Origin of the sequence: Hymenobacter amundsenii, from assembly GCF_002204745.1 — a bacterium.
GTDB lineage: Bacteria > Bacteroidota > Bacteroidia > Cytophagales > Hymenobacteraceae > Hymenobacter > Hymenobacter amundsenii.
Genome location: NZ_NIRR01000007.1, coordinates 85,551 through 101,972, shown reverse-complemented (window position 1 = coordinate 101,972; position 16,422 = coordinate 85,551). Strand labels below are relative to the sequence as shown.

Sequence of the window (16,422 nt, the reverse complement as noted above, 5' to 3'; positions counted from 1 at the left end):
ACAAAGTTCTTTTAAAATAATTATCATGACGACAATTACTGCTTCCTCCGCCGCGCTGCCTGTCACCACGGGTTCGGCGCGCCGCCTCCCGTTGCCGCTCACAGCCCTCCAGAAACTGCTGATTCCGGCAGGCGCGGTGCTGTTCGATGTGCTGTTTTACCGGCAGGGCGTGGGCCTGAACCTAGCTCTATACACGTTGTTTGTGGTGGCCGCTACGGTAGTCGGGCTGCCCCGGCACGCTGCTGCCTGGCGCTCGGGCTATTTCCGGCTGCTGCTGGCCGGCACGATACTGAGCGCGGGTGCCGTGGCCTGGTACGGCTCGGGAGCGGGGGCGCTGGCCAGCGTGGCGTCGCTGCTGATGTTACTGGGCTTCGTCAATCAGCCCCACCTAAAGCTGGTGGCCTACGCGTTGCTTACGGCCCTGGGCGGCGCGGCGCGGGCGGTGCCGGGGTTGCTGCCCTACCTGCGCCTGCCCCAAAACGGAGGTGCCCACCGGAGCCGTACCCGCTTCTATAGCCGCCTACTGGTACTGCCGCTGCTGGTGCTGGTGGGATTTCATGGGCTGTTCGTGCTGGCCAACCCCCGGTACGCGGCGCTGGTCGGGGCCGTGTTCAGCCAGTTGGGCGAGTGGCTGGCGGCGCTGTGGCCGAGTTTCTCGCTGGCGCACTTGCTGTTCTTTCTGATCGGGTTCATGCTCACGGCCGGGGCGCTGGTAGTCGTGCCGTTCCACTTTTTCCAGGATCAGGAGTCGCGCTTCGGGGAGTTTGTGCGCCGGCAGCGCGACCGGGTGGCCTCGCTGGGCGTGCGCCAACCCGATTTCCGGGCCCGCGACCGTGGCACGCTCGACCTGCGCAAGGAGTACCTGGCGGCCCTGGCCGTGTTCGGCCTCGTGAACCTGCTGCTGCTGGTCGTTAATGTTATTGACGTGCGCTGGATCTGGTTCGGTTTCGTGCCCACGCCGGGCTTCGACCTCACGCAATTCGTGCACGAGGGCACCTACGTGCTCATTTTCAGCATTCTGCTGGCCATGGGCATCGTGCTGTGGTTTTTCCGGCGCAACCTGAATTTCTACGCCCCCGGGTTGGCGGCTTTGCGCTGGGGCGCCACGGTATGGGTGGTGCAGAACGCGGTGCTGGCCGTGTCGGTGGGCTTGCGCAATTACTACTACATCCAGTACACGGGCCTGGCCTACAAGCGCATCGGGGTGTACGGTTTCTTGCTGCTGACCTTTTTCGGGCTGATTACCGTGCTGCTCAAGATCTGGCAGCGCCGCTCGGCTTTCGCCCTGGTGCGCCTCAACGGGCTGGCCGCCTACGGGTTGCTGCTGCTGCTGGCGCTCGGCAACTGGGAAATCTGGATTGCCCGCTACAACCTCAACGCCCGCTTCCAAACCCTCGATCTGGGCTTTCTGCTCGAAATGCCCGCCCGCGTACTGCCCGAGTTGGCCGCCCGCCAGCCGGTGCTCGACGGCATGAGCCGCATCATCATCAGCCCGCCCGGCAGCTATAACGAGGAAACGGCCACCCCCGCCGAAGCCCGCGCCGCCATCCAGCGACGGCTCATCAACTGGCGGCACACCTATCCGCGCCACCGCACCTGGCAAAGCTGGACCCGGGCTGAGTCGGCAGCTTTTTTTGAAGCTGTTAGCCGTTAGCTGACAGCTGTTAGCACCCATTCGGGCGGCCCCACTAGTGCTTCTTCATCCTCAAAAAGAGCTATCAGCCAACAGCTAATAGCTATCAGCTCAAAACCATGAATCTCTTCCTCACTTTCCTCGGCCTGCTTTGGTGCGGCGGCAGCGTTGCCGCGCTGGCCGCGCTACTCACCTGGCGCGAACTGGCCGCCACCCCGCCCGAGCGTACCCGCCGACTTCTGGCCGTGGTGCTACCCGCGGCGGCCCTGCTGTTGGGCTCCGTGCTCTGGACGCTGTTGCACGTGATGCTACTCTGGGGCCCGGCGGCGGCGGCGGTGGCGGTACGGTGATGCCCTCCTGACAAGGCCGGTTTTCGGCCTTATGCTCGATGTTTTCGGGTGATAATAATCCGTTTTACTCCCGCTGATGCCTGATTATCGACCAACTATCCACTGTTTGCTGACAGTAGCGGGCGCTATTCTGCTGCTGAGCTTATACCTGCTGCTGCCCCGGGAGCTGCTCACCGAATCCACTTACGGAACGGTCCTGGTGCTGCTGGTCGGCGGACTGAATGTACTGGTGTTTCTGGGGGCTACCCGCCCGTTGTGGCGCGGTATCCGTCCAACGGCCCGCCAGGATATGGCAAGGGGCGTGGTACTGGTGCCGTGCTTGTTATTTCACTTGCTCACGCCCCCGTTCGGGCTGCTCTGGCTGGTAGCCCAGGGGCTGGATTAAACGTGCTTCCTCAAACCACGATGACAAACTCAACTGCTTCTTACTCTCCTTCCCCCGGCCGCTGCCTGGCCGTGCTACTGGCAACCGGGGCCGTGCTCTGGACGGGCTGGCAGCTCCCTGCCTGGTACCGCTTGGGTTCCGATGACGCGGCTGTTCTCGGGGGGCTGGTTCATCTGTGGCAACAGCCGGTACTGGTGGCGCTGTTGCTGGCCACCGCCAACGCCGTGGTGCTCTACCAGGCTACGCTGCCACTGGCGTTGCCCGCCGACCCGGCCTCGCTGCTCGACCGTCCGCGTCACTTGGCCGATTTCGTGTTCTGGCTCTGCGTGGTGTTTCACCTCAGTAGCCTGCTGCTGTTGTTGCTCATCGGGGCCGGGTGGCTGCCCCTGAATCCGTTGGGGCTATGAGCGCGGCCGAATCGTACAGCAGTCAGGTCTGGCGGTTTTTCTGGGCCGTAGTAGTGCCGAACGTGCCGCGCGTGGCGTGGCTGGTATTGGGGTTGGCGGTGTTCTGCTGGCTGAATTTACTTGGTCTGGAGGAGTTGTGGCCGCACTTCCCGCAGGCGGAACGCTGGTTTGTTGTGGTGCTGGTTGTCAATCTGGGCTTGCTACCGTGGCTGGGAGCCCGCACGGCCCAGCTTGTGCGCCAACGTGTGCAAGGGTGGTGGTGGCAGGGATTCTGGCAAATGGTTGCTTTCGTAGCTTATTTGGGAGCGACTGCTCTCTCGATACTGCTGCTGATCTTTGGCTTGCTGGTCGGCTTGATGTAGTCTGGCCCGTGCGAATTCGCTAGCTTACCGGCCCCGCGCTCGGTAACTCCGCCGGCCCGTTACCGCCCCCGCATGGCCCGTACGCTTCTCCTGATTCTGCTTGTTGTGGCCCTGCTATTCGAGTTACTGCTGACCATAGGCGGCTTTATTGCCCCCGCCAGTCTCCTGACCCAGTTCGGGGCCGGCGTGACGCCCGATACCCGGTTTCTGGCTTTCGTGGTGGCTTGGCTGCTGCTGTTCGTGAGCTTGGTCATTGTGCTGGCCCTGGTTTGGGTGTGGCAGCGCAACCCCGGCTACGTGGCCCTGTGCTACCTGCTGGGCTTCTGGTGGATGGGCATTGGGCTGGGCCTGTATCTAGTATACGGGCGCTTCGACAACCTGCTGCTCGACGGGCTGAAGGGCCTGCTGCTGGTGCTGGCCACCTGGGCCACCCGCCGAGGGGATGCCGCCCTGGCGGCCCGGTAGCCGGGCCGTTACCGGCGGCCCGCGCGCAACTGGTATATTTGCGGCTCCGTTGCCGGGTTGCCCGGCCGCGCCCGCCTCACTGCGCCCCGCATGTCCGCTTCCAAGCCCACGAAAACAACTGCTTCCTCAACCGTTCCCAAGTCCGGCCGCCGCTGGCCCAACCGGCTTTCCCGCCTGCTGTGGGCGGGGTTCGTGGTGGGCCTGGGGCTGTTTCTGCTCTACCCGATCCTGGTAAGCATGAACTTCATGTTCCTGTTTGGCAAGTCGCCGAGTTTGGAGGAGCTGGAGAACCCGCGCGTCGAGCAGCCCTCGCAGGTGTTCACGGCCGACGGGGTGCTGCTGGGCCGCTACTTCCGCGAAAACCGCAGCCCGGTGCCACTCAGCAAAATGTCGCCCTGGCTGATTAAGGCGTTGGTGGCTACCGAAGACGTGCGTTTCCAGGACCACTCGGGTATCGACCCCATCGCCATTGCCCGGGCCGTGGCCGGGGTGGTTACCGGGGGCAGCGGGGGCGGGGGCTCCACCATCACCCAGCAGTTGGCCAAAAACCTGTATAAAACCCGCCGCAAAGAAAACGTCGGGCTGCTGGGCCGGGTGCCGCTGGTGGGTACCATCATCAGCAAAACCAAGGAGTGGCTCACGGCCGTGGAGCTGGAGCGGCGCTATACCAAAAACGAAATTCTGGCCCTGTACTTCAACACCGTCGAGTACGGCTCGCAGGCTTATGGAGTAAAGGTGGCCGCCAAAACGTTCTACAGCACCTCGCCCGACTCGCTTACCATCGAGCAGGCGGCCATGCTGGTGGGCATGCTCAACAACCCTACGGCCTTCAACCCCAATTTCCACCCCGAAGCCGCCAAGCGCCGCCGCGACTTAGTGCTGACCCGCATGGGCCAGGCCGGGGTTATCACGGCCGCCGAGCTGCAAACCCAGCAGGCCACGCCCATCGTGCTGCAGTACCAGGTCGAAAAGCACGTCGATGGCCCCGAAACGTACTTCCGCGGGGCCGTCAGCCAGAAAGCCAACGAGTGGTGCAAGGCAAACGGCTACGATCTGTACCGCGACGGCCTGAAGGTGTACACGACTATCGATTCGCGCATGCAGGGCTACGCCGAGGAGTCGGTGGATAAGAAGATGAAGAGCCTGCAACGGTCCTTCGACAGTTTCTGGCGTAACCGCGGCACCGACCCTTGGGTGGATGAGGATGGCAAGGTGATTCCCAACTTCATCGAAACCCAGATGAAGCGCACCCAGCAGTACAAGCGCCTGGCCGTGCAGTACCAGGGCCAGCCCGCGCTGCTCGACTCGGTGTTGCATGCCAAGCACCCCATCAAGGTATTTACCTGGCAGGGCGACCGGGATACCACGCTGCTGCTCTCGCCCCTCGATTCGCTGGCCTACTACAAGCACTTTCTGCACGCCGGCCTGATGACGATGGACCCCTTCACGGGCCAGATCAAGGCCTGGGTGGGTGGCATCGACCACCGCTTTTTTCAGTACGACCATGTGAAGCAGGGCAAGCGCCAGGCCGGCTCCACCTTCAAGCCCTTCGTTTACCTCACGGCCCTCGACAACGGCTACGCGCCCTGCGACCGAATTCGGGATGAGCGCGTGACCATCAACTACGTGGAAAACGGTGAGCCGATGGAGTGGAAGCCCGACAACGTGACCCGTGAGTACACCGGCATGAACATGACGCTGCGCTACGCCATGGCCCGCTCGGTGAACTCCGTCACGGCCCAACTCACCGAGAAAGTTGGGTGGGCCAACGTGGCCAAGTACGCCCACAAAACCGGCATCCGCAGCAAGCTGCTGGCCGTGCCCAGCATCGGGTTAGGCTCGGGTGGTGATGTGAGCGTGTACGAGATGGTAAACGCCTACAGCACATTCGTCAATCAGGGTTTCCGGCCCGAACCCATGCTCATCACTCGCATCGAAGACCAGAATGGCAACGTGCTGGTGCAGTTCGACCCCCGCCAGAAGCGCGTGATTCCGGCCGAAACGGCCTGGCTGATGACGTACATGCTGCGCGGTGGCATGGAGGAGCCGGGCGGCACTTCGCAGGCCCTCTGGGACTATGAGCTCTGGAGAAAGAACAACCAGATTGGCGGTAAAACCGGTACCACCAGCAACTACTCCGACGGCTGGTACATGGGCATCACCAAGGATCTGGTAACCGGCGTGTGGGTGGGCGGCGAAGACCGCAGCATTCATTTCGTGGGCTCGCAGCAGGGCGAGGGCGGCCGCACGGCGCTGCCCATCTTCGGCTCCTACATGGAGAAGCTTTACAAGGACCCCGAACTGGACATCAAGATGGGCCCCTTCCCCCAGCCCACAGTTAAGATTACCAAAAAGTACAACTGCATCACCGCCGAACCCCGCCGCCGCCCCGAACCCGTCGACAGCATCGTGGTCGACGACCTGCTGGAAAAGCTCAACCGTGGCCTGCTGAAGCTGCCGGACAGCTTGGGGGGCGGCTAGGAGCGCCTACTCGTATAGGTCGTGCAAATCGGCGGCGGCCAGCTCCACCAGAAACTGCCCCAACTCGGCCGTAACTGCCGCCAGGAAGGCCGCGCCTTTCTCGGCGGTGGCGGCGGCCGGGTTGCCCACGCCGGTGTCGGCTGTTACCTGGCTCCACTCGCGCTGGGCCCAAGCCCATTCGCGCAAGGCCCGAATGCGGAACTGCTTGGCGGCGCCCGGGCCCGCTTCGGCCAAGGGCCGCACCAAATGGGGCGCAATATGGAGCATTACGCTCGTTTCCAGCTCGTCGGCATGGTCGCCGGGGGCCTCAAAGAACTGGTTGCGGTCAACTATCCGAAACAAGGTAGCGGTGCTCAGGAACACGGTCGGGAATTCGGCTTGCAACTCGCGCAAAATCTGGCGAAAGTCGTTGCCGCCGTGGCCGTTGAGCACCACCAGCTTCGGGATGCCCTGGCGGGCCAGCACCTGCACCACGTCGCGCAAAATGGCTAGTTGGGTACTCGGGTTAAGGTTGATATCGAGCGTGATGTCGAGTTGGCCGGTGTTCACGCCGAACGGAATGGCGGGCAGTACCAACACCTTCGCGCCCTGCTCCCAGGCCACCCGGGCTGCCTCGGCGGCCACGTAGTCGGCCTGGTAGTTATCGGTGCCATAGGGCAAGTGGTAGTTGTGGGCCTCGGTGGCGCCCCAGGGCAGCACCACGACCTCCACAGAAGTGTCTTTAACGGCTTGCCAGGTAGTTTCAGCCAGAATGTAGGGACGTGGGGAAGGCTTGGTCATAACGCGCGCTAAGGGAGGAAGTAGAGGCGCAAAATAAGGCGGTTTACGGCAATAAACGGAGCATTTGCCGCAGGGCATCAACCACAACGGCCTATTTGCCGGCGCACATAACCATTAGCGCCGCCGCTCACGCTCCAGCCCCATCATCCCGGCCATTAGCCCCGCCGCCACCAGCGTCGACAGCAACTGAAAACGCCCGCGCCAGCCCGCAACTCCCCGAATCTCGCGGGTGGCCTCCACCGAATTCGCCCAGGCAATGAAGGCGTCGGCAATGGGCAGCTGGCCAAACAGGTAACGCTTACCGGCCGAGGAAGTAACGGCTGCCCCAAACCCCTCGATGCTGTTGCGCAAGCCCACTGCCGCCGTGGTGTCGGCGTAGCGCTGCATGGTGCGCCGGCCGACCAGGGAGGCCGCCCCGCCGATGCCCCAGATAACCGGACCCGAATCAATGTCGTTGGTGGGTCGGGCTCCGAGGGCGGCTTCGCGGATACCGGGCAAACCCAGGCGCGAGGCGTGAAAATAGCGTCGGTAGCGCCGAAATTGCTGCTGGGCGAAAGTTGAATCGATTTCGACCAGAAAGTTGAGTAGTTGGCTCTGCGACGAGCCCCGGGCATCTTCCACCGATTGTCCGGTGCCAGCCGCCGTGCGGTGGGGCAGCAAACCCCGCGAATCCAGGTGGCCCTGCACGTTGCGGACCCATTGCCGGATGAGGGGCTGGTAAGCGGGCGGATACAGTCGGTCGTGCCAGGCTAAAGCGGCCACGCCCATCACGCCATCGGCAGGCCAGGCTGCCCCGGCATAGGATTCGAGGTAAGGAGTATGGCTGTTTTGCAGCGCCCAGGCGATAAGAGCACATTGCTGCCGAAACTGTCGTGCCTGGGCCGTGTCGCGGCGGGCCGGGGGGTGGGCGGCCAGGTAACGCCCCAATACGTAGGCCGACCAGCCTTGATAAAACGCGCCCTGCGGCAGCAGTAGGTCGGTATCGTAGAACTGCGCCTGTCCGGCCGGCGACTGGATTTCCCGCACGGCCCACCCAGCTTCCGCCAGTCCTTCCTGGTAAAGGGCGCTTTGGGGAGAAAGGTGCGGCAGCAGTTCCGTCCAAGCCAGCGCATAAAGGGAGTTCAGGTACACGAAGCCCTCCGGGTAGATTTCCTGCATCTGCAGGCCCGCCCCATCGTGCATCGGCCCGCGCAAAAACCGCAGTTGGGCCACCACGTCTTGGTTGATGGAACGGCCGGCTACCGGGCTGAAATCCGGGGCATAAAACAGACGGCAGTTCAAGTATCCGACCACTAGCAACGGCAGTAAAAGGAGGCCTTGCAGAAACCGCCGCATACGTGCCCGGGCTACTTATCCTCGCCGTAGAACGACTTCAGGGCCAGTTTCAGGGTCGGATATTCGAACTGAAAGCCCTTGCTCAGTACTTTTTCGGCGCTTACCCGCTGGGAGGCCAGCACGATTTCGCTCATCTCGCCCATCATTAGCTTGAGGCCAAACTCGGGCACTTTAGGCAGTACCAGTGGGCGGTGCAGCACCTCAGCCAGGGTTTCGGTGAACTCCTGGTTCGTGACTGGGTTCGGGGCCACGGCGTTGTAGACGCCCTTCCACTGCTCGTCTTCCAAGGCCTGAATAAAGAGCCGGCACAAGTCGTCGAGATGAATCCAGGACATGTACTGCTTGCCCGAGCCCAGCGGGGCACCGGCCATCAGCTTCACGGTGCGGGCCAGCGGTACCAACGCCCCGCCCTCGGGGCTGAGCACAATGCCGATGCGCACAATAGCCGTCCGGATGCCGTCCTGCTCCACGTATTCGGCGGCCTGCTCCCACTGCTGGCACACGTCGGCCAGAAAGTCGTCGGGGTCCGGGGAGGTTTCTTCAGTCAGCACCCGAGTGCCTTGGTCACCATAAATGCCAATAGCCGAAGCCGACACGAAGGCTCGGACGTGGTGGTTGCCCTTGCGCAACTCCTGGGCAATGAGTTGGGTACCCGCCAGCCGGCTCGATAGAATTTCGCGCTTCCGCTCCCGGGTCCATTTGCCATCCGACACACTGCTGCCGGCCAGGTTGATAATATAGTCGGCGTACGGAACGGCGGCCTCGTCGATGGTGCCCGCCAGCGGCTCCCAGCGGAAACTGGGGTAGCGGTTGTTACCGGGCGTGCGACTCAGCAGGGCTACCTCGTAACCCCCATCAATGAGTAGTTCGGCTAGTCGGGTGCCAATCAGGCCGGTGCCACCGGTAATCAGTACTTTACGAGACATGTTCTTTCAATTGCCAGTGATGAGTTGCCCATTGCCAGTTTCGGGTAGGTTGGCGACAAGCGGGGGCGCAAGCTACTACAGAGTTGCGTGCCAATTACTGACAACGGGCAACTGGTCACGGGCAACTGATTTATTTCCCAATCAGGCGCAGAAACTCCTGGCGCAGGGCGGCATCTTGGCCGAACACGCCGCCGTACTCGGCCGTGAGCGTGCTGCTGCTCGTGTCGTTCACGCCCCGGCTCATCACGCAGAGGTGGTCGGCCTCGATGAGCACGGCTACGTTGTCGGTGTGAAGGGCATTTTTAAGTTCCTCGGCAATCTGGCGCGTGAGGCGCTCCTGCACCTGCGGGCGGCGGGCGAAATACTGCACCACCCGGTTGAGCTTACTCAGGCCCACCACATGTTCGCCGGGCAGGTAGGCCACGTGGGCCTTGCCGATGATGGGCACGAAATGATGCTCGCAGCAGGAGAAAAGCGTAATGTCGCGCTCCACCAGCATCTGCTGGTACTGGTAGCGGTTTTCGAACAGGCGCACGTCGGGCCGGTACTCGGGGTTCAGGCCCCGAAACCACTCCTGCACGTACATTTTGGCCACCCGCCGGGGCGTACCATTCAGGCTGTCGTCGGTCAGGTCGAGGCCCAACACCTGCATGATTTCCCGGAAATGGCCGGCAATGGCCTCAATCTTGGCTTCTTCGTCGAGGGCAAACGCATCGGGCCGCAGGGGCGTGCGCAGGTCGGCGGGCAACTGGGCATCAACGGCGGTGGCGGCGGCGGCGCCACCGGCTACGGCCGTAGCCGCAGACAAGGGGTTATCCATGATATTCTACAGAATTGCGTTCGGTCTCATACAGCGTGACCGATAGGGCCAGGTGAGACGCCACGTGGGGCCGCAGCCGGTTCCAGCTTACCACGGCAATATTCTCGGCCGTGGGGTTAAGGTCGCGGAATTCGGCCGTATCCAGGTTTAGGTTGCGGTGGTCAAAGATATCGAGAATCTCGCGCTTAATAAGGTCACTCAGCCGCTTCATGTCGTACACGTAGCCCGTTTCGGGGTCGATTTCGCCTGTCAGGCGCACGATGAGCCGGTAGTTGTGGCCGTGGTAGTTGGGGTTGTTGCACTTGCCAAACACCTGTTCGTTGCGGGCGTCGGTCCAGGCAGAATTGTGCAAACGGTGAGCAGCATTGAAGTGCTCCTGGCGGCAGATGGTAACGGTCATAGTTAGCACCCAACCCTACGAGCCAGCGTTTTGTTCGGGCCGAAGCCGAAAGCCGCTAGTGCTGGTATATAAATTAGGCTTAATATTAATTTTCTTCTAAAAGTCATGTTTCTTGAAAAAAAACAATCTGAGGTATAGCAACATGCAGCGAGTCTGGTTAAATTTGGTCAGTCGGAGTCAGAATCACCGGCCGTTTATATCCTGCTCAACCTCTTCTTTTTCACCCAATTTCATCTTATATGAAACGAGGCGTACTTTTTTCTCTGCTGCTGCTATTGGCCTCATCGGTCACGAGCCTAGCACAAAACTCGCCCGTCGACGAAACGGATATGGCCATTAAGGGGATTCCCCGTAAAGGCCAGCGCGTATCAATGCAGCTCGACAGCAAGCGGGTAGAGGATTCGTGGAAAAAACAGCTCGACGAGCAATTCGGCAGCAAAGTGAAAGCTGATAAAGGCATTTACACGATGGACGGGGTGGTAATTGACGCCGTTTCCAAAACTCCGGTGCGCGTTATCAGCAAAGTAGACGCTGTGCCAACCGGTACGACCATCTGGTGGTCGATTGACCTCGGCAATGCTTATCTGAGCAAGGACGCCACGCCCGTGCAGTGGAAGTCGGCCGAAGGTTACCTGAAGGACTTTTCGCGCAAGCTCTACCGTGAAGATATGGCGGTGCAGGTAGCATCGGCCGAAAAGTCGCTCATGCAGGCCCAGGATCAGCACATGGCCGTAATTGCCAAGGGTGATGCCGTGAAGCGCGACATCGACAAGAACAAGCAGAAGAAAATGGAGATTCAGCAGGCGCTGGCGCAAAACGCGGCTGAGTTGCAGCAGTTCAACAACCAGATCGACATGAATCTGAAGGAGCAGGAAGCTGCCCGCGCCGACATCGTGAACATGCGCGTGGCCCTGGAAGCCGTCAAGGAGCGTCTCAATAAAATCGAGTAGTCGGCCTCGCCCTACTAATGAGTACCCGAACAGCCCCGTTGGCATTGGCCGGCGGGGCTGTTTGCTTATTGGGGAAGGCCACCGCAGTGCGGTTGCGCTTAAAGCCGCAGTTGTTGCGCAGAGGAAAAGCACGTCATTCAGAGCGAAGCGAAGAATGACGTTCCATATGCTCCCAGTTCCCGTACCGTTTCTCACTTCTCACTTCTCACTTCTCACTTCTCACTTCTCACTTCTCACTTCTCACTTCATCCAGCGGCGCACCTCCTGGCTGGCTGCCTGCTCATCTTTCCAGCCCACGATGCGGGTGTTGGGGGCGCGGTGGCGGAACCAAAGGTTGAGGAAGGGCCGCACGTTGGGATAGTACTGGTTGAGGCTGACCCAGGTAGTGGCCCGAGGCAAAATGCGCTGACCTGGGCGGGCGGGTACGGCCACGAGGATGGGCTGGAGCTGCCCGTTTACGTCGAGCGTGAGCAGGGCTACGGGCAGCACTTCGAGTATCGTGCCGGCGGGCTGGCTTTCGGCCAGCAGCAGGGCCGGCAGCGGTTGGCTCGGTCCGCCCGGTACGGCGGCCCCGCTCGTGCCGGGTACGAAACCCAGGTTGCCCGGAGCCGGCAAAAACTCCACCACGGCCTCTAGGCCCGCTAGGCGGCGCGGTTCAAATTCGTTGGTGGTGGGGTTGTAGCGTAACTCGTGGTTGGAGCCAGCCGGCATCTCCACCACTAACTGCAACAGCTGATGATCGGCCGAAAATGTAGGTAAGTCGGCGTAACGGGTGCCGCAACCCGCCAGTAACTCACTGCCCAGCAGCAATGAAAACAGCAAAAAACGGCGAGAAGCAAGGCGCATGAGTTGGGTTGAAATCAGGTAAGTCGCCGGGCCGGTAAACGCCACTGGCTTGTTGGGTTCCCGGTTTTTGGCAAGATACACTATGCCCGGGGCAAGGCTGCAGCCAGTTAAAAACCCGGTTTGCCCGGTGGTTGCCTACCCGCGGGTCGCTACCACCGGGCAAACCGGGTTCTATACAAGCCTGATTTGAACGGCTATTGCGCTAGTTGCTCGTTAATGAGGCGGAACGGGTTCAACTGCTCCAAATGCAGCACGAAACGGATGCGGTTGGTGAAATCCTGGCGGCTGTTGGGCAAGCCGTTAGCGTACTGGGTGCCGGCCAGCGGCAGGTAGAAACGCAGGAACTTGCCGGCTACCGGCACCACTAGGCCCGCATCGTAGTAGGCCCGGTGGGCGTCGCGGCCCGGGGTGGCAAACTTCTCTTTGGTCGCGCCCAAATCGGCGAAAACGGCCAGCGACGTTACCGGCAGGTCGGCTTCCAGGCCCAGCGTGGTAAGCCAATGCCGGCTGGCCACGGGCTGAAACGACTTGAAGCCGCCGTCGCGGTCGTCGGTCTGGTGGCGCTGGGCGGTGAAGGCGTCCGAAATCTGCTGGCGGTCAAGGAAGGCCGTCTGGCGGCGGTAGTCGAAGCTGCCGCTCAGGCCCATGGCAAACGGACTCTCGCTACCCTGCTTCAGGAAGCCGCCCCCGAACAGCCGCAGCCGCACCTGCTTCTTAGGGTTGTAGTAGCGTGCATAAGTGGCCGTGGCCCGTAGCAGGGCGGCCTGCTGGCGGGAAGTGCCCGACTCGCCGTTAGTGGGCGCGAGGTAGTTGAATTCCAGGTGGCCCGACCAGTTCTGGAGGGCGTTGCCGTCGCGCGCCAGGTATTCCAGAGTCTGGATGCTACTGGTGCGGCCTAGGTCCTGGTCGCGGACGTTGGTGTTGGCGGCCCGCACTAGGTGCTGAACGCGGTTGAAGGCCGAGTGGGGCAGGAGCAGCGTTAGGCTGGGTTCCGTTTTCACGTAGCGCTCGAAGCGCATCACCTGCAGGCTGGTTAGCAACTGGCGGGCGCCCGTGCGGGGCAGCACGTTCAGCGTGAGCTGGCCGATGCCGTTAAGCTCGCGCTGGTTGAAGCTGAACATGGGCATGGCCAGGTAACTGAGCCGTTTAGGAGCCAGCGGATTGTTGTAGAAGGCCGCCCCGAGCATGAACTTATCGGAGGTGTTAGCCCCCACCACGGGCACCCAATTGATGAACTGCCGGTCCCAGCGCTCCACGCTGGCCAGCGGGCGCAGGCCCAGCGGCTCCCAGCGGCGCAGCGAGCCGGTGAGCTTCATGCGGTCGTCGCGGCGGTTAAGCTGGGGCGTGAGGTAGCCGGCATCAACCACCACGGCAGCCACGCCGGCCGCTTTGAAGTTGAGTTGGGTTTCGTCCTGGGTATCGTCCTCGGTGCCGCCGAAAGCGGGCGTCCACTTGGTTTCCAGCACTTGGCCCTGGGCGTCGAGAGTGGAAACGGGCACGGCAAACGGCGCCGGCGAATCGTTGCGGACCAGCACCTTCAGGGTTTCGCCTTGCACCAGCAAATCGGCTAGTGCAGCCTCGTAGTGGTTTTGGGTCGTGAGCATCTGCTGAAAAAACCAATCGAGCTGCTGCCCGCTGGTCTGCTCGAATACGGCCTGCATATCAGCGGGGTAGGGGTGGCGGAACTGCCACTGCTGGTAGTAGGCGTGCATGGCCTCATCGAAGCGCTCCTGGCCCAGGTAGCCAGCCAGGTACTTGAGCAACGAGGCCGTTTTGCCGTACACGATGATGCCGTAGTTCAGCTTGCCATAGTCAGCCGACGTAACGCCGCTCACGGGCTGGTCGAGGTTGCGGGCCGCCACGGCCTGGTAGGGCACCTGGTTGAGGGCGGCGGCCGGCAGGCCCTGCACGCCAAACGTGCCGGCCAGTTTCTTCGATTTGGTCAGGAAGTCGAACTGGCCGGCGTTGGGGTCGTCGCGCTCGGCCACCCGGTTTTCCAGGTACGAGTTCACGCCCTCATCGAGCCACGGAAAATCCCGCTCGTTCGAGCCCAGAATGCCATAGAACCAGTTGTGGCCCACCTCATGCACAATAGCTGCGGGCTGGGTCACGGTCACCATCGGGTACTCCATGCCCGAGCCGGCGCTCAGGGCCCCATCCACGGCCGTGGCCGCGGCGTAGGGGTACTCGCCCACCCACTTCGAGTAGTAGGTAAGGGCATCTTTCACGTCCTGCAGGCCTTTCACCCACTTCAGGGCATCCTTGTTCGTGAACATGACCCACGAGTCTACCTGCCGGCCCGAGGGCAGCGTGACGCCGCTCTTGAGCACGTTGAAACGCTTGTCGGCAAACCAGGCGAAGTCATGCACCCGGTCCTGCACGTAGCGCAGGGTTTTGGTGTCGGGGCTGGAAGCCGGGAAGCTCAGGTCGGAGCCGAAGTCGGCGGCCGTTTTCTTGGCGGCTCCGGCAGTGGCCAGCGCGTCGAGGCGCTGTTGCTCCTCGGGGTTCTGGAGTACGCCAGTGGCGCCCACCACGTAGTTGGCCGGCAGCGTCAGGCGCACATCAAACGAGCCGAACTCGGAGTAAAACTCGCCCTGATCGAGGTAGGGCATGGGATGCCAGCCGCGCTGGTCGTATACGGCAGGCTTGGGGTACCACTGCGTAATCTGGTAGCCCTGGCCCACGTGCCCAAACCGGGAAAACGAGTCCGGGATTTTTACCCGGAACGGCGTCGTTATCGTAATGCGCGCCCCCGCCGCCAGCGGCGTGGGCAGCAGCAGCTTGGCCATATCGGGGCTGTTGGGGTCGTACTCCAGTTGGGCGGGCTGCCCGTTTACCTGGAAGTCGAGGCCGTCGATGAAGCCGCGCTGGGCGGGCGTGGCAAACTGAAACTTGCGGCTGCCGTTGCGCAGCTGCTGGCGGGCAAAGGCCGTGTTGTTGTCGCGGTAGGCATTGGGCCAGAGGTGGAACCAGAGGAAGGGCAGCGCGTCGGGCGAGTTGTTGATGTACACCAGCTCCTCGCGGCCCGTGAGCACGTGCTGCTGGTCGTCGAGGCTTACGTCAATAGAATAATCGACCTGTTGCTGCCAGCCTGCAGCCGGCGTCTGGGCGGCGACCAGCCCGGGCAGCAGGCTCATAACGAATAAGTAAAGGATTCTCTTCATGCGAGGGAAAGAAACAAAATGAGTTAGGTTACTCCACAAAAGTACCCCTTCGGCCCGGATGCCGCGCCACAACCTTTCCCAAACCCCCGCGTTTGCACAGATATTCTTTACCGTACTGCCGCGCTTTGCGGCTCAACACCTAACCGAGACCCCATGTCCTTCCACAAAATCCCCAAAGACGATACCCAGCACCAAGTTCACCTCGACGGTGCCACCACCCTGCTTAGCAATAACCTCCAGGATGAAGCCGACCGAGCAGGTCTCGACAACCACTTCCAGCGCTGGATCGAAGACCTCAAGGATGCCAACAACCCCGAGTTGCACCAGCTGGTGGTCGACCTCCAGGACCTGAAGGCCCACTTCGGCGGCGGAGCCGTTAACAAAGACACCGTTACGAGCCTGATGGGCCGCCTCGGTACCAATACCGTGAAAGCCGCCGCTTTCGCCGAGAACCCAAACACGGCCGAGCGCATCACTAAGCTGGGCGAGGCCCTGAGCGCGGCTGCCAAGCAGCTGCAGAGCAATGAAAACACTCCCGCTCAGGATCTGAAGAAGGACTCGGCCCAGAACGGCTAATATCAAACCGTCTGTCATCCTTCGTTTTGCTCAGGATGTGGCGACAGCAACGAAAGAAAAAGCCGGCCTCCCGCAAGGGAAGCCGGCTTTTTATATGCTCGAAAGAAGCTGCTGCAAACGCGGCTGCTTACTTGGCGATTACATTCAAACGACGCTCTTTGATACGAGCGGCTTTGCCCGATAGGCCACGCAGGTAGTATAGACGGGCGCGACGCACCTTACCACGGCGAATAACCTCTACTTTCTCAATGTTTGGCGAGAGCAAAGGGAAAATCCGCTCCGTACCGATCTGGTTGGAGATTTTACGAACGGTGAAGGTTTCGCCGTTGGTGCTGGTGTTCTTGCGCTGGAGCACAACACCCTGAAACTGCTGCACACGCTCCTTGTTGCCCTCGCGAATCTTCACGTGGACGTTTACGGTGTCGCCGGCGGCAAATTTGGGGAAGCTGGCGCGGCGCTCCTGGGACTCTTGCTCAATGAAATCGAGTAGTACGCTCATGGCTGTAAAAACTGTAAAGGACGGTCGCGCGCCCCAAGGGGTT

At 61.6% G+C, this 16,422-nt stretch carries 17 protein-coding genes; 9 read left to right on the top strand and 8 right to left on the bottom strand.

What is annotated here, in order from left to right:
• Positions 1 to 25: 25 nt before the first annotated feature.
• The 7 genes from CDA63_RS06780 to CDA63_RS06750 all read left to right on the top strand — a co-directional run bounded on the left by CDA63_RS06780 (position 26) and on the right by CDA63_RS06750 (position 6,083).
• Positions 26 to 1,654 carry a DUF4153 domain-containing protein gene (locus tag CDA63_RS06780; RefSeq protein ID WP_088463692.1) on the top strand — a complete coding sequence of 543 codons (1,629 nt, stop codon included), beginning with the start codon at positions 26 to 28 and terminating at the stop codon, positions 1,652 to 1,654.
• 98 nt (positions 1,655 to 1,752) lie between these two features.
• A complete protein-coding gene (locus tag CDA63_RS06775; protein ID WP_088463691.1) occupies positions 1,753 to 1,983 on the top strand; it encodes a hypothetical protein in 231 nt (76 codons plus the stop codon).
• 76 nt (positions 1,984 to 2,059) lie between these two features.
• The gene (locus CDA63_RS06770) at positions 2,060 to 2,368 is read left to right on the top strand and encodes a hypothetical protein (protein ID WP_126546761.1); all 309 of its coding nucleotides are present in this window, start codon (positions 2,060 to 2,062) and stop codon (positions 2,366 to 2,368) included.
• A gap of 20 nt (positions 2,369 to 2,388) precedes the next feature.
• Positions 2,389 to 2,775: a hypothetical protein gene (locus CDA63_RS06765; protein WP_126546760.1), complete on the top strand. Its 387-nt coding sequence runs from the start codon at positions 2,389 to 2,391 to the stop codon at positions 2,773 to 2,775.
• Positions 2,772 to 3,137, top strand: coding sequence for a hypothetical protein (locus CDA63_RS06760; RefSeq protein ID WP_088463688.1), 366 nt, complete (start codon positions 2,772 to 2,774; stop codon positions 3,135 to 3,137). Before CDA63_RS06765 ends, CDA63_RS06760 begins: the two co-directional genes overlap by 4 nt.
• Positions 3,138 to 3,209: 72 nt before the next feature.
• Positions 3,210 to 3,602, top strand: coding sequence for a hypothetical protein (locus CDA63_RS06755; protein WP_088463687.1), 393 nt, complete (start codon positions 3,210 to 3,212; stop codon positions 3,600 to 3,602).
• Positions 3,603 to 3,692: 90 nt separating this feature from the next.
• A complete protein-coding gene (locus CDA63_RS06750; protein ID WP_242434587.1) occupies positions 3,693 to 6,083 on the top strand; it encodes a transglycosylase domain-containing protein in 2,391 nt (796 codons plus the stop codon).
• Between the two features lie 6 nt (positions 6,084 to 6,089).
• Here CDA63_RS06750 and CDA63_RS06745 read toward each other — a convergent pair whose 3' ends face one another.
• The 5 genes from CDA63_RS06745 to CDA63_RS06725 all read right to left on the bottom strand — a co-directional run bounded on the left by CDA63_RS06745 (position 6,090) and on the right by CDA63_RS06725 (position 10,344).
• Positions 6,090 to 6,863, bottom strand: a complete 774-nt coding sequence (locus tag CDA63_RS06745; RefSeq protein ID WP_088463686.1) for a creatininase family protein — start codon at positions 6,861 to 6,863, stop codon at positions 6,090 to 6,092.
• Between the two features lie 114 nt (positions 6,864 to 6,977).
• Positions 6,978 to 8,144 carry a hypothetical protein gene (locus CDA63_RS06740; RefSeq protein WP_088463685.1) on the bottom strand — a complete coding sequence of 389 codons (1,167 nt, stop codon included), beginning with the start codon at positions 8,142 to 8,144 and terminating at the stop codon, positions 6,978 to 6,980.
• Positions 8,145 to 8,209: 65 nt separating this feature from the next.
• Positions 8,210 to 9,124, bottom strand: coding sequence for a TIGR01777 family oxidoreductase (locus CDA63_RS06735; protein ID WP_088463684.1), 915 nt, complete (start codon positions 9,122 to 9,124; stop codon positions 8,210 to 8,212).
• Positions 9,125 to 9,254: 130 nt separating this feature from the next.
• Positions 9,255 to 9,944 (bottom strand): GTP cyclohydrolase I FolE, encoded by a 690-nt coding sequence (gene folE / locus CDA63_RS06730; protein ID WP_088463683.1) that lies wholly within the window; start codon positions 9,942 to 9,944, stop codon positions 9,255 to 9,257.
• The gene (locus tag CDA63_RS06725) at positions 9,937 to 10,344 is read right to left on the bottom strand and encodes a 6-pyruvoyl trahydropterin synthase family protein (RefSeq protein ID WP_088463682.1); all 408 of its coding nucleotides are present in this window, start codon (positions 10,342 to 10,344) and stop codon (positions 9,937 to 9,939) included. Before CDA63_RS06725 ends, folE begins: the two co-directional genes overlap by 8 nt.
• A 239-nt stretch (positions 10,345 to 10,583) precedes the next feature.
• On the opposite strand from CDA63_RS06725, the gene CDA63_RS06720 reads away from it, so the two are divergent.
• Entirely contained in the window at positions 10,584 to 11,294 is a 711-nt protein-coding gene (locus tag CDA63_RS06720; protein ID WP_088463681.1) for a hypothetical protein, read from the top strand.
• 240 nt (positions 11,295 to 11,534) lie between these two features.
• On the opposite strand, the gene CDA63_RS06715 is transcribed toward CDA63_RS06720, so the two are convergent.
• Positions 11,535 to 12,140 (bottom strand): inorganic diphosphatase, encoded by a 606-nt coding sequence (locus CDA63_RS06715; protein WP_126546759.1) that lies wholly within the window; start codon positions 12,138 to 12,140, stop codon positions 11,535 to 11,537.
• 194 nt (positions 12,141 to 12,334) lie between these two features.
• A complete protein-coding gene (locus CDA63_RS06710) occupies positions 12,335 to 15,277 on the bottom strand; it encodes a M1 family metallopeptidase (RefSeq protein ID WP_088463679.1) in 2,943 nt (980 codons plus the stop codon).
• A gap of 180 nt (positions 15,278 to 15,457) precedes the next feature.
• Here CDA63_RS06710 and CDA63_RS06705 point away from each other — a divergent pair, with 180 nt between their 5' ends.
• Entirely contained in the window at positions 15,458 to 15,880 is a 423-nt protein-coding gene (locus CDA63_RS06705) for a hypothetical protein (protein WP_088463678.1), read from the top strand.
• 127 nt (positions 15,881 to 16,007) lie between these two features.
• Here the strand turns inward: CDA63_RS06705 and rplS are convergent, their stop codons facing one another.
• Positions 16,008 to 16,379: a 50S ribosomal protein L19 gene (rplS, locus tag CDA63_RS06700; protein WP_088463677.1), complete on the bottom strand. Its 372-nt coding sequence runs from the start codon at positions 16,377 to 16,379 to the stop codon at positions 16,008 to 16,010.
• Positions 16,380 to 16,422: the final 43 nt, after the last annotated feature.

Excerpts from the sequence above, each read along its gene's own strand:
- CDA63_RS06745 (WP_088463686.1), bottom strand. The coding sequence starts at position 6,863 with ATGACCAAGCCTTCCCCACGTCCCTACATTCTGGCTGAAACTACCTGG.
- rplS (WP_088463677.1), bottom strand. The coding sequence starts at position 16,379 with ATGAGCGTACTACTCGATTTCATTGAGCAAGAGTCCCAGGAGCGCCGC.
- CDA63_RS06780 (WP_088463692.1), top strand. The coding sequence starts at position 26 with ATGACGACAATTACTGCTTCCTCCGCCGCGCTGCCTGTCACCACGGGT.
- CDA63_RS06705 (WP_088463678.1), top strand. The coding sequence starts at position 15,458 with ATGTCCTTCCACAAAATCCCCAAAGACGATACCCAGCACCAAGTTCAC.
- CDA63_RS06765 (WP_126546760.1), top strand. The coding sequence starts at position 2,389 with ATGACAAACTCAACTGCTTCTTACTCTCCTTCCCCCGGCCGCTGCCTG.
- CDA63_RS06755 (WP_088463687.1), top strand. The coding sequence starts at position 3,210 with ATGGCCCGTACGCTTCTCCTGATTCTGCTTGTTGTGGCCCTGCTATTC.
- CDA63_RS06770 (WP_126546761.1), top strand. The coding sequence starts at position 2,060 with ATGCCTGATTATCGACCAACTATCCACTGTTTGCTGACAGTAGCGGGC.
- folE (WP_088463683.1), bottom strand. The coding sequence starts at position 9,944 with ATGGATAACCCCTTGTCTGCGGCTACGGCCGTAGCCGGTGGCGCCGCC.
- CDA63_RS06710 (WP_088463679.1), bottom strand. The coding sequence starts at position 15,277 with ATGAGCCTGCTGCCCGGGCTGGTCGCCGCCCAGACGCCGGCTGCAGGC.
- CDA63_RS06775 (WP_088463691.1), top strand. The coding sequence starts at position 1,753 with ATGAATCTCTTCCTCACTTTCCTCGGCCTGCTTTGGTGCGGCGGCAGC.
- CDA63_RS06720 (WP_088463681.1), top strand. The coding sequence starts at position 10,584 with ATGAAACGAGGCGTACTTTTTTCTCTGCTGCTGCTATTGGCCTCATCG.
- CDA63_RS06725 (WP_088463682.1), bottom strand. The coding sequence starts at position 10,344 with ATGACCGTTACCATCTGCCGCCAGGAGCACTTCAATGCTGCTCACCGT.
- CDA63_RS06715 (WP_126546759.1), bottom strand. The coding sequence starts at position 12,140 with ATGCGCCTTGCTTCTCGCCGTTTTTTGCTGTTTTCATTGCTGCTGGGC.
- CDA63_RS06750 (WP_242434587.1), top strand. The coding sequence starts at position 3,693 with ATGTCCGCTTCCAAGCCCACGAAAACAACTGCTTCCTCAACCGTTCCC.
- CDA63_RS06735 (WP_088463684.1), bottom strand. The coding sequence starts at position 9,124 with ATGTCTCGTAAAGTACTGATTACCGGTGGCACCGGCCTGATTGGCACC.
- CDA63_RS06760 (WP_088463688.1), top strand. The coding sequence starts at position 2,772 with ATGAGCGCGGCCGAATCGTACAGCAGTCAGGTCTGGCGGTTTTTCTGG.